Here is a 14,132-nt window from a genome sequence, read left to right as displayed (position 1 = left end):
GGGAGGGGGACATTCCTTGGGACGGTTGTCGGCCGAAGATTCCATGCCGATCGAGTTGGCGGATTTCCGCGAAAGCGGGCTTCTGGCCCGGACGGATTGCTTTCGCGTGGCGCTGCTGATCCCGCTCTGTGGCTCTGCCGGGATCTGGGCCCCGTCCTGCATTTCCAGCGCGCAGGTGGCGGTCGCGGAACTGAACCGGCATTCGGGCATCGACGGCCGCAAGGTCCAGCTGATCATGATCGACGCGGCGGTCGAAGCGACCGAACCGGTCGAGGAGATCGTGAACGACCTGATCGATCTGGGCGCCATAGACGCCATCGTCGGCATGCATATCAGCGCGATCCGGCAGCGGCTGTCGAAGGTCGTGCGCCAGCGCATTCCCTATATCTACACGCCGCTCTACGAAGGCGGCGAAACGACAACCGGCCTGTTTGCCATTGGCGAGACACCGCAGGAACAGCTTGGCCCCGCCATCGCCCGTCTTCAGGCGACCTATCGGCCCAGGAAGTGGGCGCTGATCGGGAACGATTATGTCTGGCCCCGCAGTTCGCACAGCTATGCGAAAAGCTTCCTGAAATCGCTCGATGTCGACGTGGTGATGGAGAAATACCTGCCCTTTGGCTTCGCGTCGATGAAACCGGTGGTCGAGGCGCTGGAGGCGTCGGGCGCGGATGCGGTGCTGGTCTCGCTGGTGGGGCAGGACGCGATCAGCTTCAACCGGGTCTTCGGCAAGATGGGCCTGCATCGGTCGATCATCCGCCTGTCCTGCGCGATGGAGGAGAACGGGCTGATGGCCTGCGGGGCGGGGAACCTTGAACGGCTGTTCGCCGTGTCGTCCTATTTCGGCGCCCTGGCGACCGAGCCCAACGCCGCCTTCAAGGAACGCTACCATTCCATGCACGGGGATTTCGCGCCGGCGCTGAACGCGCTGGGACAATCGACCTACGAAGGCATGAACTACCTGGCCGGGCTTCTGCGCGATCACGGCGATCTGTGGCGCACCTCGTCCAGCCGCGACGCGCCGTCGGTGCGCTATGTCACCGGGCGCAGCCTGTCACGTACCGGGTCGACGCGGCCATCGGTCTACCTTGCCCGCGCCGACGGAATGCAATTTTGCGACTTCAAGCTTCTGTAAAATAAAGAAAATCCACAAGTATTTTCCTTTTCAAACAAAATACTTGAATTGGAAATGAAACTTCGCCACCGTTGACCGCAGGCGAGAGTCGTTCCGTTACGCACGGGCCGACGGTCAGCGGAGGGTTAGGTTTTGGTCTGGATTTCGGCACTCATCATTTTCGTGGTCCTTCTGCTGATCGGGATCTGGTTCCTGCAGCGCTTCTACGCCAAGGCGACGCTGGAAACCGCCCTGGTCCGGACCGGCATGGGCGGGCGCCGGGTGCTGACCGATGGTGGCTGCATCGCCCTTCCCATCGTCCACCAGCTCCAGCGCGTGTCGATGCAGACGGCCGCGATTGATCTGGTGCGCACGGGCCGCGATGCGGTGCTGACGGGGGACCAGATGCGCGCCGACATCGTGATGGAATTTGAAATCCGCGTGGCGTCCGATACCGACAGCATCTCCGTTGCCGCGCAGGCATTGGGCCACCGGATCGCCCGCAGCGGCGAGGCGTTCGAAGAGGTGCTGGGCGGCACCATGGCCAGTGCCCTGCAAAGCGCCGCCGCCACCCGCAGCCTTGGCGACATCCACATCGGCCGCGCCGGGTTCTGCGACGAGGTGTCGGACACCGTCGGCCGGCAGGCGCAGCGGCTGGGGCTGGAACTGGTGTCGGCCTCGCTGGTGTCCGTCGATCAAAGCGACCTGTCCCAGCGGGACGAGAACAACGCCTTCAACGCCCGCGGCATGCGGCGACTTGCCGAACTGGTGGCCGAGGAACGCAAGGCCCGGATCGCAGTGGAAACGACCACGGAAACCGCCCTACGCGAACACCGCCTGGCCCAGCACCAGCGCCAGATCGAATTGCAGCGGGCCGAGCGCGAGGCCGACATCGCCCAGCAGGAACATTTCGCCCGGCTGGAAGCCGAGGCCGAAAGCCGGTCGGCGACCGCCCGGGCCGAAGCGCGGCGCGCGTCGGAGACGGCCCGCATCGAGCAGGAACGCGAGACGAAATCGGCGCAGGTCGCCAATGACGAAGCCCTGCGCCTGGCCGAGATGAAGGCCCTGCTGGAGCTGGAAGAGGCCAAGATCGCCAACGACATCCGCCTGTCGCAGGCCCGCACCAAGGAAGCCAAAGCCAAGGCGGATGAGGAAGAAGCCCGCGCGCAGGTCATCCTCGCCGCCGAAAGCGTGCAGGCCCAGAAGGAGCGTGCGGTCACCACCCGCGAACGCGAGATCGCCCGCATGAAGCAGGAACGCGATATCGAACTGGAAGATGCCCGCGTGAAAAGCGATGTCGGCACCCTGTTGGCAAAGGCGCAGGCCAATGCGTCGGCCAAGACCACTGCCGCCAATGCCGAAAAGGCCGCGATGGAGGCCGAAGCGGCCGGTCGCGCCGCCCTGAACCAGGCGGAGAACACGCTCAGCGAATCCGTCATCCGGATGCGGCTGGAAGAACGCCGGCTCGACCGGATGCCCGAGATCATGACCCAGATGATGAAGCCGGTGGAAAAGATCGACTCCATCCGCATCAACCATATCGGCGGGATGGGCAGCGGTGGCGGGACGGGCGAAGGCGCCGAAGGGGCCTTTGGCGCAGCGATGGATCAGATCCTGGGCATGGCCGTGCGCCTGCCCGCGATGAAGCAGATGGGCCAGGAGATCGGGTTCGACTTCGACGTGCCCAATGCCGGGCGGACGGCGGATTACGCCACCCGCATGAAGGGCAAGGAGCCCCCGAAGCCCAAAGACGAAGAGTGATCTGAAGTCACCTTTCCCCATTCCAGAAACCCAACAACGGAGGACATGTTCATGTCTCTGAAAAGGAGAGAATTCCTTGGCGCCGGCGCCGCTCTCACCACCGCCGCCCTTCTGCCAAGCGCCGCTTTCGCGGCGGACACGATCAAGCTGGGCTCGATCCTCGATACCTCGGGCATCTTCGATGCCTACGGCAAGCCGATGGATCAGGCGACAAGGCTGGCGATTGCCGAGATCAACGCGAATGGCGGCCTTCTGGGGCGCGAGGTCGAGATCATCGACTATGACACCCAGTCGGACATGGCGCTCTATTCCCAGTACGCGCAAAAGCTGACCCGGCAGGACCGTGTCGACGTGGTGCATGGCGGCATCCTGTCCGCCTCGCGCGAGGCGATCCGCCAGACCATGCGCAAGACCGATACGCTCTACTTCTACAACGTCCAGTACGAAGGCGGCGTTTGTGATCGCAACATCTTCGTCACCGGCGTCACGCCCACCCAGCAGGTCGAGGTTCTGGTCCCCTACGCGATGAAGAAATCCGGGCCCAAGGTCTATATCCTGGCGGCGGACTACAACTACGGCCAGATCACTGCGCGCTGGATCCAGAAGTTCGTCGAAGACAACGGTGGCGAGGTCGTGGCGACCGATTTCTTCCCGCTCGACGTGTCGGATTTCGGCTCGACCATCACCAAGATCCAGCAGGTTTCGCCGGATCTGGTCGTGGCACCTCTGGTCGGCGGCGCGCATCTGTCGTTCTTCCGTCAATGGGCGGCGGCCGGCATGAACACGAAGATCCCGCTGGCCTCGACCACGATGGGCGTGGGCAACGAACACAAGGTCCTGACCTCGGCCGAAGGCGACGGGATCATGGTGGCCTACAACTACTCGCAGGAGCTGGATACGCCGGAAAACAAGGCGTTCAAGGAGAAGTGGAAGGCCGCCTATGGCGACACGAACGGCATCCACGAACTGGCCGTTTCCACCTACCAGGGCATCATGCTGTGGGCGGAAGGCGTGAAGAAGGCCGGCACCGTCGATCGCGACCCGGTGATCGAGGCGCTGGAGACCGGCGTTTCCATCGTCGGCCCGGCAGGCAACATCGCCATCGATCCGCAGACCCACCATGCCACGCTCGACGTGCACATCATGGAGGTCGAGGACCAGAAGATGAAGGTGGTCGAGACCCTGAACCAGGTGGCACCGGTAGACACGCAGGCCGTCTGCAACCTGCAGGAAAACCCCGACGACAACACCCAGTACGAGATCGAGATCTGATCTTCGCACCTGTCGCGGGGCGCCCGTCGCGCGCGCCCCGCGTTTCACCAAAAGCGGGCCGTTATGGATATCAGTTTCGTCATCCTCGTTGAAATGCTCTACGCCATCGCGTCGCTGGTGCTGATCAGTGCCGGGCTGGCGGTGGTCTTCGGCATGATGAAGGTCATCAACCTTGCCCATGGCGAGTTCATGATGATGGGCGGCTATGCAACGATCACTGCCGTGGGGCTGGGGGTGAACGTGTTCATCGCCATGCTGATCGTGGCGCCGCTGGTCGTCGGGCTGATCGGGCTGGTGGTCGAACGGCTGGTGATCCGGCACCTTTACGGTCGTCTGGTCGACACCATGCTGGCCACGTGGGGGCTTAGCCTTGTGTTCATCGGGCTGGCCACGATGATCTTCGGCAACACGACGACGGGGATTTCCACCCCGATCCCAGGCTTCACCGTGGGCGCCTACCAGATCAACGGCTACAACTTCTTCATCATCGTCATGGCCGTGGTGCTGGTTATCGCCCTTTATGCGGTGCTGAAAGGCACCCGCGCCGGGCTGATCGCGCGCGGCACGATGCAGCGGTCCGACATGGCCGCGGCGCTGGGATATAGCCCCGACCGGATCTACATGGCGACGTTCTTCTTCGGCTCGGCCCTGTCCGGGCTGGCGGGCGCGATCCTGGCGCCTCTGGTCGGTCTCGTCCCCACGTCGGGCGGCGCCTACATCGCCAAGGCCTTCATCACCGTGATCGCGGGCGGACCGTCGCTGATCGCGGGGCTGGTGTCGTCGGCCACCTCCTTCGGGCTTGTGAACCAGATCTTCACCTTCGCCGTCTCCCCCGTGATCGGAGAGGTCGCCCTGCTGATCGCCGCCGTGATCCTGCTGCGCGCCATGCCACAAGGCATCACAAGCCGCTTCTTCAAGGGAAAGCTGTGATGGAGCGTTCCGCCAAGCGCGATGTCGTCGTCACGCTCATCGTGTCGGCCATCTTGATCGCCGTCATGCCGATGCTTATCGGGACCTACACGCTGACCGTTCTGGTGATCTACGGGATGCTTGGCCTGAGCCTTGGGCTTATCTGGGGCTTCGGCGGGATCCTGTGCTTCGGTCAGGCCGCGTTCTTCGGGCTGGGGGCCTATGTCTACGCCATCGCGGCGGTGAATATCGGGGAAAGCACGCTGCCGATGATCCTGGCGGTGCTGCTGCCCGGGGCCTTCGCGGCCGTGCTGGGCGCGGTGATGTTCTACGGGCGGCTGACGGATGTCTACCTGGGTGTGATCACGCTTGTCGTGACCTTGATCCTGTTCAAGTTCATCAACTCCACCGCCGGGCCACAATACGTGATCGGCGACGCGCGGCTGGGCGGCTTCAACGGTATTCCCGGGTTCCAGACGCTGAACGTCCCCGGCGATTCCGGCGCCTATATCTGGGGCGACGCCTATTTCTATGTCTGTGCCGTGGCGCTGGTGATCGTGTTCCTGCTGGTCACGTGGCTCTTGCGGTCGTCCTTCGGGCGCATCGCCATCGGCATCCGCGAAAACGAAACCCGCATGGCGCTGATCGGCTATGACGTCGCGGCGCGGAAGACGGTCCTGTTCGCCATCGGCGCGGCCATCGCCGGGCTGGCGGGTGCGCTGTTTGCCAACTGGGCCGAGATCGTGACGCCTAACCTCTTTTCGCTGGGCCAGTCGGCCGAGATCATCATCTGGTGCATCGTCGGCGGGCTTGGCACGCGGCTTGGCCCCATCGTGGGCGCCGCCGGGCTGGCCTACCTGAAGTTCCTGCTGGGCCAGCAAAGCATGATCGACAACACGTTGATCATGGGGCTGGTGCTGGTGATCTTCGTCCTGTTCCTGCCGCGCGGTCTGGTTCCGGCCGTGGGGTCGCTCTGGCACGCCTCGGTCGGTCGTACCGCGCGGCGCCGCCCCGCCAACCGCCGGATGCGGAGGGCACGACATGGCTGAAACCGTCCTTGAAACCGCCGGTCTCACGATGCGCTTCGGCGGGGTGACCGCCAGCGACAATGTCGATTTCAAGCTGAAAGCGCGCGAACTGCGCTGCCTGATCGGCCCGAACGGTGCCGGAAAATCGACCTTCTTCAAATGCGTGACCGGGTTGCTGACGCCGTCCGAAGGCCACGTGTTCATGCGCGGGCAGGAGGTTACGGGCTGGATGCCGCACCAGGTCGCCTCGCTTGGCGTCGGGATAAAGACGCAGACACCCAACGTGATGGACGCGCTGAGCGTGCACGAAAACATCTGGCTGGCCGCGCGCCGTTTCTTCACCCCGGTCGAGGCGGTCGCCCGAACCGATGACGTGATCGACCGGCTGGCGCTTGGGTCCATCGCGCGCACCGATCTGGGGCAGCTGGCCCATGGCGAACGGCAGCGGGTGGAGCTTGGCCTTGTCGTCGTGACCGACCCGTGGCTGGTGCTGCTGGACGAACCGGCGGCGGGGATGAGCGCCGCCGATGTCGACCGGATGACCGGGATCATCCTTGAAATGACCCGCTCCGCCGCCGTGGTGATCGTGGAGCATGACATGCAATTCATCCGCTCCATCGCTGAAACGGTGACCGTGTTCCACCAAGGCGCGGTGCTGATGGAAGACCATGTCGACCGCGTCATGACCGACGAAACCGTGCGCCGCGTCTATCTTGGAAAGAAGGCCTGATGACCGAAGACCGGGACATGTTGCTGAGCGTCAAGGGCCTGTCGGGCGGATATGGCCGCGTGCCGATCCTGCATGGCATCGATATGGAGGTCGGCGAGAACGAGGTCGTGGGCGTGCTGGGCCATAACGGCATGGGCAAGACGACGCTGTTGAAGACGCTGATGGGCTTCCTGCCTGCCACCTCCGGCCAGATCCGGTTTGACCAAACCGACATCACCCGTTCTGCTCCCAACGAACGCGGGCAGCTGGGGATCGGTTACGTCCCGCAGGGCCGGGGGATCTTCCCGCAGCTCTCGGTACGCGACAACCTGCGCTTCGCCTGGCACGATTACGGCGCGGGGACCGAGGCAGAGGTGATGGAAACCGTCCTGAAGGACTTCCCCCGCCTTACGCGCCTGCTGGACCGTGATGGCGGCGCGCTTTCCGGCGGCGAACAGCAATTGCTGGCGCTGGCCCGCTGCCTGATGGGTAACCCCGATTTCCTGCTGCTGGACGAGCCGACCGAAGGCATCCAGCCCTCGATCATCGAGGAGATGGCCGAAACGCTCCTCCACCTCCGCGAGACACGGGGCCTCTCGATCCTGCTGGTCGAACAGAACTTCGATTTCATCGCCGACCTGTCGGATCGCGTGCTCGTGCTGGAACGTGGCCGGATCACCGGCACGCTGGGCCGGGCCGACCTGTCCGATCGCGCCCGCGTTGACGAGCTTCTGGGCTTTGGCGCGCGCGGCACCCGGCAGGCCAGCGCCTCGCCCGCCGCCACACACCCGCAGCGCCCCATGCCGTCCTTCCCGACCGGCAAAACCTCGCACCGATCCGGGCCGGAGACACCCCCGCCCTCGCAACCCTCCAAGGTGACCGCCATGACGATCAAACGCCCCACCCTTTCGCAGATGCGTGCCATGGCGGACCGCTTCGGCATGTCGCTGTCGGACGAGGATCTGCAGGAATATACCGAGATCATTGAACCCTTCATGCAGTCCTACGACCGGCTGGACGCGATGCCGGATTACCTGCCCGAAGTCCGCTATCCCCGGTCCCCCGGCTATCATCCCGATCCGACGGAGAACCCGCTGAACGCGTGGTACGTGAAGACGGAAGTCCGCGGCGCCCCCGATGGCAGGCTGCGTGGCAAGCGGATCGCGCTGAAGGACACGATCTGCCTGGCGGGCGTGCCGCTGATGAATGGCTCGTCGATCATGGAAGGCTACACGCCCGAGATCGACGCGACCATCGTCACGCGGATGCTGGACGCGGGCGCCATCATCGCGGGCAAGGCGCATTGCGAGAACTTCTGCCTGTCCGGCGGCTCGCACACCAACGCCAAGGGGCCGGTCCACAACCCGTGGAAGCGCGGCTACATGGCGGGGGGCTCGTCCTCGGGCTCCGCTGCGCTGGTCGCGGCGGGAGAGGTCGACATGGCCATCGCGGGCGATCAGGGCGGCTCGATCCGGATCCCGGCGTCGAATTGCGGGGTCTACGGAATGAAGGCGACCCATGGCCTTGTGCCCTATACCGGCGCGATGCCCATCGAACAGACCATCGACCATCTGGGCCCTGTCACGAACAATGTGGCCGACAATGCCTTGTTGCTGGAGGTGCTCGCGGGCGCCGACGGGCTGGATCCGCGCCAGTACAACCCGACGGTCTATTCCTACACCGAAGCGCTGGGGCGCGGGGCGCACGGGATGCGGATCGGTATCCTGAAGGAAGGCTTCGCCCACGCCAATTCCGAAGCGGACGTCGACCAGAAGGTCCTGCAGGCCGCCGAGCGCTTCCGCGAACTGGGCGCGCGGGTCGAGGAGGTTTCGGTCCCCGAGCACTTTACCGCCATGGACGCGTGGACCGCGATCACGCTGGAAGGGCTCCAGGACGGCATGATGTGGGGCAACTCCACCGGAACCAATTACAAGGGCCTGTTCCTGCCGTCGATGACCGACCACATGTCGCAATGGAAGAACCGCGCGGACGAACTCAGCCATTCGCTGAAGGCCTGCATGTTCGTGGGCGAACATGCGCAGCGCCAGTATCGCGGACGTTTCTATGGCAAGGCGCAGAATATCATGCGCAAGGTGAACGAACGCTACCACGCCGCGTTGAAGACCTATGACCTGTTGTTGCTGCCCACCCTGCCCGTGAAGCCGCAGCCGCACCCGCCCGCCGATTGCTCGCTGAGCCTCTACGTCCAGCGCGCGTTCGAGATGACGGCCAACACCGCGCCGTTCAACGGCGGGCTGCCGGCGATGAGCGTGCCCTGCGGCTTGAGCGAGGGCCTGCCCATCGGCATGATGCTGGTCGGGCCGAATTTCGGCGAGATGAAGATATACCAGGCGGCGCACGCCTTCGAGCAATCGGGCGACTGGCGCGACATGTGAGGAGGACATGGCAATGAGCATTCTGAACGAAAGCGTCGCAGGCCGTATCCGGACCTTCGGGACGGAAAGCTCAGGGCCTGACACGGCCGATCTCGCCCCGCGCGACGGGCGGTCCTATGTTCAGGGCCCGTCCTCGCCGCCGCTGGTCTATGCCACCATCCCCCAGATGTTGGGCGATGCAGTCTCGCGCTATGGCCCGCGCGATGCGCTGATCTTCCCCGACCGGCGGCTCAGCTACTACGATTTCGACCGCGCGGTGGACGAGCTTGCGTCGGGCTTCCTGGCATTGGGTCTGGAAAAGGGCGACCGGCTGGGGATCTGGTCGCCGAACCGGCTGGAATGGGTGCTGACCCAGTTCGCCACGGCCCGGATCGGCGTGGTGCTGGTCAACATCAATCCCGCCTACCGGCTGTCCGAGCTCGACTACGCGCTGAACAAGGTGGGCTGCAAGGCGCTGGTCCTTGCCCGCCGGTTCAAGTCGTCGAACTACGTGGACATGATCCGGACGCTGGCGCCGGAGATGGAGAAAGCCGAAAAGGGCCGCCTGCACGCCGCGAAGGTGCCCGCCCTGCGCCATGTCATCGTGATGGACGATACGCCCGCGGGTGAGGCTATCCCCGGCGCCTGGCGGTTCAGCGAGGTGGCAGGCCTTGGCGGACCGGCTCAGCAGCTGCGCCTGCCGCAGATCGACCGGGGCCTGCAGCCGGACGATGCGATCAACATCCAGTTCACGTCGGGCACCACGGGCAACCCCAAGGGGGCAACGCTGTCCCATTACAACGTGCTGAACAACGCGCGCTTCGTGACCGACCGCATCCGGCTGACCGAAAGCGACCGGCTGGCGATCCCGGTGCCGCTCTATCATTGCTTCGGTATGGTGATGGGCGTGCTGGGCGCCGTCAGCAAGGGCGCCGCGATGGTCTTCCCGGGAGAGGCGTTCGACCCGGCGCAGACGCTGGACACCGTCAGCGCCGAACGCTGCACGGCGCTTTATGGCGTGCCGACGATGTTCGTGGCCATGCTGCAGGAGCTCGACAAACAGCCGCGCGACCTGTCCAGCCTGCGGACCGGCGTGATGGCCGGTGCGCTCTGCCCGGTCGAGGTGATGCGCCAGGTCAACGACCGCATGAACATGTCGGAAGTGACGATCTGCTACGGCATGACCGAAACCTCGCCCGTGTCCTTCCAGAGCTTCGTCGACGATCCGCTGATGAAGCGCTGCGAGACGGTGGGCCGGGTGCATCCGCACCTGGAAATCAAGGTCGTCGATACAGAAGGCGGCATCGTCCCCCCCGGCACGCAAGGGGAGTTGTGCACCCGCGGCTATTCGGTGATGAAGGGCTACTGGGAAGAACCCGAACGCACGGCCGAAGCGATCCGCGACGGTTGGATGCATACCGGCGATCTGGCCGTCCTGGACGATGAAGGCTTCTGCACCATCACCGGCCGGGTGAAGGACATGATCATCCGCGGCGGCGAAAACATCTATCCGCGCGAGGTCGAGGAGTTTCTCTTCTCCCATCCGCAGATCCGCGATGCCCAGGTCTTCGGCATCCCCGACGACCGGTTGGGAGAGGAAGTCTGCGCCTGGGTGGTGCCCGTCGATGGCGCCGACCTGACGGACGAGACCGTGCGCAGCTACTGCACGGGCCAGATCGCGCATTTCAAGGTGCCGCGCCATGTCCGCATCGTGGAGGAGCTGCCGATGACGATCACCGGCAAGCCCCAGAAATTCGTGATGCGCGACCGGATGGTGGAGCTTCTGAACGACGCCCGGTAGCCGCGCCGGACGCCGTTACCGGGTCAGCCGCTCTCTGTCGGGGGCGGTTTGCCCGTGCCGTGCACCTTGTCGCGGAACCGCTGCGCCAGCACGTAGAGCGCCGGGATGATGAAGATCCCCACCACCACCGCCGCGATCATGCCGCCGAAGACCGGCACACCCACGCCGCGCCGTGCGAGCATCGACGCGCCCTCGGCCACGACCAGCGGGAAGAGGCCGGCGATGAACGCAAAGCTTGTCATCATGACAGCCCGGAACCGTGCCCGCGCGCCGTCGATCGCGGCGTCGACGATGGTTTCCCCCTGTGCACGTCGTTCCATCGCGAATTCGACGATCAGGATGGCGTTCTTGGCAGCGAGCGCGATCAGCACCACCAGGCCGATCTGGGCATAGACGTTGTTGGCCAGCCCCGACAGGCGCAGCGCGATCAGCGCGCCACAGGCGGCAAAGCTGACCGACAGCAGAACCGCCACCGGGATCGTCCAGCTTTCATAGAGCGCGACGAGGAACAGGTAGGCGAACAGCACCGCCAGCCCCAGCACGATGGGTGTCTTGCCGGCAGCCTCGATCTCCTGCTGGGCGGTGCCCGTCCAGTCATAGCTGTAGCCCTGCGGCAGGGTCTTGGCCGAAACCTCCTCCATCGCCGCAAGGGCCGTGCCGGACGACACGCCGGGCGCTGGCCCGCCGTTGATCGTCACGCTGCGATAGTTGTTGTAGCGCGTCAGCGATTGCGGCCCGGCCTCCAGCGACACGCTGGCAACGGAGGTGATCGGAACCATCTCGCCCTTGCTGTTGCGGATGTGGATGCGCGAGATGTCGTCGACGCTTTCGCGGTATTTCTGCTCGGCCTCGACATTCACCTGCCATGTCCGCCCGAACAGGTTCATGTCGTTGACGTAATAGCCGCCCAGCGTCGCCTGCATCGTTTCGAACAGCGTGCTGACATCGACGCCCAGCGTCTGCAGGCGTTCACGATCGAGGTTCAGATTCAGCACCGGCGACGTGGCCGAGAACGTGGTGTAGACCCCCGCCAGCCTGTCATCGGCATGGGTGGCGGTAACCAGCCCGCGTGCCGTGGCGCCCAGTTCCACCGGGTCGGCCCCTTGCAGCGACAGAAGCTGGTATTCGAAGCCCGCCCCGGTGCCCAGACCGATGATCGGCGGCAGGTTGAACGGAATGCCGATGGCCGTGTCCAGCTGCGCGAGCTGCCGGCCCGCCCGGGCGAGCGAGGCATTCACCGTCTCGTCTTCCGCGGTGCGTTCGTCGAAGGGCTTCATGATGACGATGGCAAAACCGCTGTTCGACTTGGCCAGCCCGTCGATGAAGCTGTAGCCGGTCACCGTCTCGACGCTTTCGACGCCGGGGCCGTCCTTCAGCAGGTCGTAGACCTGCGCCATCGTCGCGCGCGTGCGGTTGATCGAGGCACCGTCAGGCAAGGACATCTCGACGAAATAGGCGCCCTGGTCCTCGGTCGGGAGGAACCCGGACGGCGTGGTCTTGAACAGCCACCCCGTGCCCGCGATGGCCACGGCCAGAAACAGCACCGACAGGATCGCGCGGCGGGCAATGGCCCCGGCCACGAAGGCATAGCCCAGCCCGGCCCGGTCGATCTGGTTCGAGATCCAGACCAGAATGCCCTTCCGCTCCCCCTCGTGCCGCTTCAGCAGCATGGAACAGAGCGCGGGGCTGAGCGTCAGCGCGTTTAGGGCCGAGATCAGCATCGAGAACGACACCGCGACCGCAAATTGCTGGAAGATCGTACCACTGATGCCGGGTATGAAGGCCACCGGCACGAAGACGGACAGCAGAACCAGCGTGATCGCAAGGATCGGCGCGGTGATCTGTTCCATCGCGGCTTCGGTCGCTTCCGGCACCGTCAGTTCGGGCCGTTCGTACATGACCTTCTCGACGTTTTCGATCACGACGATGGCGTCGTCCACCACGATCCCGATGGCCAGAACCAGCGCCAGAAGCGAGATCGTGTTCAGCGAAAAGCCCAGCATCAGCAGGAACGACATCGCCCCGATCAACGACACGGGCACGGCGATCAGCGGGATGATCGTCATCCGCAGGCTGCCCAGGAACAGGAACACGACGAGCACGACCAGAAGGAAGGCCTCGGCCAGGGTCTTCAGCACTTCCTCGATCGACGCCTTCACGAAGCTGACCGAGTTGTAGGGCACCGACCACTTGATATCGTCGGGAAAGGCGCTCTGGGCCTGGGTGAGCGAGGCGTTGATCTGCTCGGACGCGGCCAGCGCATTGGCGCCGGGCGCAAGATAGACGCCGATCATCGCGGTGGGCTGGCCGTTGAACCGGCTTTCGCTGTCCAGCGATTGCGCCCCCAGTTCCACCCGCGCGACATCCGACAGCCGGACATAGCCGCCATCTTCCGCGGCGCGGATGACGATCTGGTCGAATTCCTCGACCGTGGACAGCCGGCCCTGCGTCTGGATGTTCAGCTGGAAGACCGGGTCTTTCGTCATCGGCTGCGCGCCGATCCGCCCGATGGCGGCCTGCACGTTCTGAGCGTTGATCGCGTTGATCACGTCCTGCGGTGTGAGTTCCAGGTTGGTCATCGCGTCGATGTCCAGCCACACGCGCATCGAATAGTTCTGCGCGCCGAACAGGATGGCATTGCCCACCCCTTCGACCCGCTTCACCCGGTCCAGAACGTTGATCGTGGCGAAGTTCGACAGGAACAGGTCGTCGTGGCTGGGATCGTCCGAGGTGATGTTGATCACCTGCAACAGAGCCGAGGATTGCTTCTGCGTGTTCACCCCGATCCGCGTGACCTGATCGGGCAGCGAGGATTCGGCCAGGCTCACCCGGTTCTGCAGGTTGACGGTGTTGATGTCCGGATCCGTCCCCGGCGCGAAGGTCACGTTCAGCGTATAGCTGCCGTCGGCCCCGCTGGTGGACTTCATGTAGATCATGTCAGACACGCCGACGACCTGCTCCTCGATCGGCTGGGCGACCGTGGATTCCACCACGTCGGCACCGGCGCCGGGATACTGTGCAGTGACCTGCACCTGCGGCGGAACGATGTCGGGGAACTGCGCGACCGGCAGCTGCAGAAGCGAGATCACACCCGCAAGCGTGATCACGATCGAGATGACCAGCGCCATGCGGGGGCGGTGGATGAATACCTTTGAGATCATCG

Annotated in this window: 9 protein-coding genes; 8 read left to right on the top strand and 1 reads right to left on the bottom strand. The window is 64.6% G+C overall.

From position 1 onward, the window contains the following. The first annotated feature begins 43 nt into the window (after positions 1-43). From D4754_RS18865 to D4754_RS18830, 8 genes are all read left to right on the top strand, one after another. Positions 44-1,135 carry a substrate-binding domain-containing protein gene (locus D4754_RS18865; RefSeq protein ID WP_163025978.1) on the top strand — a complete coding sequence of 364 codons (1,092 nt, stop codon included), beginning with the start codon at positions 44-46 and terminating at the stop codon, positions 1,133-1,135. A 162-nt stretch (positions 1,136-1,297) separates the two neighbouring features. Beyond that, a complete protein-coding gene (locus D4754_RS18860; protein ID WP_240453944.1) occupies positions 1,298-2,875 on the top strand; it encodes a flotillin domain-containing protein in 1,578 nt (525 codons plus the stop codon). Positions 2,876-2,926: 51 nt separating this feature from the next. Next, positions 2,927-4,147 carry an urea ABC transporter substrate-binding protein gene (locus D4754_RS18855; protein WP_121066823.1) on the top strand — a complete coding sequence of 407 codons (1,221 nt, stop codon included), beginning with the start codon at positions 2,927-2,929 and terminating at the stop codon, positions 4,145-4,147. A 63-nt stretch (positions 4,148-4,210) separates the two neighbouring features. Further along, the gene (locus tag D4754_RS18850) at positions 4,211-5,077 is read left to right on the top strand and encodes an ABC transporter permease subunit (RefSeq protein WP_121066664.1); all 867 of its coding nucleotides are present in this window, start codon (positions 4,211-4,213) and stop codon (positions 5,075-5,077) included. Beyond that, on the top strand, positions 5,077-6,105 hold the full coding sequence (locus tag D4754_RS18845; protein ID WP_121066661.1) for a branched-chain amino acid ABC transporter permease: 1,029 nt from the start codon (positions 5,077-5,079) through the stop codon (positions 6,103-6,105). Before D4754_RS18850 ends, D4754_RS18845 begins: the two co-directional genes overlap by 1 nt. Further along, positions 6,098-6,814, top strand: coding sequence for an ABC transporter ATP-binding protein (locus D4754_RS18840; RefSeq protein ID WP_121066659.1), 717 nt, complete (start codon positions 6,098-6,100; stop codon positions 6,812-6,814). Before D4754_RS18845 ends, D4754_RS18840 begins: the two co-directional genes overlap by 8 nt. Beyond that, entirely contained in the window at positions 6,814-9,189 is a 2,376-nt protein-coding gene (locus D4754_RS18835) for an amidase (protein WP_121066656.1), read from the top strand. Before D4754_RS18840 ends, D4754_RS18835 begins: the two co-directional genes overlap by 1 nt. Positions 9,190-9,202: 13 nt before the next feature. Next, positions 9,203-10,969 (top strand): AMP-binding protein, encoded by a 1,767-nt coding sequence (locus tag D4754_RS18830; RefSeq protein ID WP_121066652.1) that lies wholly within the window; start codon positions 9,203-9,205, stop codon positions 10,967-10,969. A 23-nt stretch (positions 10,970-10,992) separates the two neighbouring features. On the opposite strand, the gene D4754_RS18825 is transcribed toward D4754_RS18830, so the two are convergent. Next, the gene (locus D4754_RS18825) at positions 10,993-14,130 is read right to left on the bottom strand and encodes an efflux RND transporter permease subunit (protein ID WP_121066649.1); all 3,138 of its coding nucleotides are present in this window, start codon (positions 14,128-14,130) and stop codon (positions 10,993-10,995) included. Positions 14,131-14,132: the final 2 nt, after the last annotated feature.

It is taken from the genome of Chachezhania antarctica (assembly GCF_003646465.1).
Taxonomy (GTDB): domain Bacteria; phylum Pseudomonadota; class Alphaproteobacteria; order Rhodobacterales; family Rhodobacteraceae; genus Chachezhania; species Chachezhania antarctica.
The sequence above is the reverse complement of the archived record's forward strand: the minus strand, read 5'-3'. Positions and strand labels throughout refer to the sequence as shown.

Coding starts and splice junctions, on each gene's coding strand:
- D4754_RS18855 (WP_121066823.1), top strand. CDS start 2,927: ATGTCTCTGAAAAGGAGAGAATTCCTTGGCGCCGGCGCCGCTCTCACC.
- D4754_RS18840 (WP_121066659.1), top strand. CDS start 6,098: ATGGCTGAAACCGTCCTTGAAACCGCCGGTCTCACGATGCGCTTCGGC.
- D4754_RS18845 (WP_121066661.1), top strand. CDS start 5,077: ATGGAGCGTTCCGCCAAGCGCGATGTCGTCGTCACGCTCATCGTGTCG.
- D4754_RS18835 (WP_121066656.1), top strand. CDS start 6,814: ATGACCGAAGACCGGGACATGTTGCTGAGCGTCAAGGGCCTGTCGGGC.
- D4754_RS18825 (WP_121066649.1), bottom strand. CDS start 14,130: ATGATCTCAAAGGTATTCATCCACCGCCCCCGCATGGCGCTGGTCATC.
- D4754_RS18830 (WP_121066652.1), top strand. CDS start 9,203: ATGAGCATTCTGAACGAAAGCGTCGCAGGCCGTATCCGGACCTTCGGG.
- D4754_RS18865 (WP_163025978.1), top strand. CDS start 44: ATGCCGATCGAGTTGGCGGATTTCCGCGAAAGCGGGCTTCTGGCCCGG.
- D4754_RS18850 (WP_121066664.1), top strand. CDS start 4,211: ATGGATATCAGTTTCGTCATCCTCGTTGAAATGCTCTACGCCATCGCG.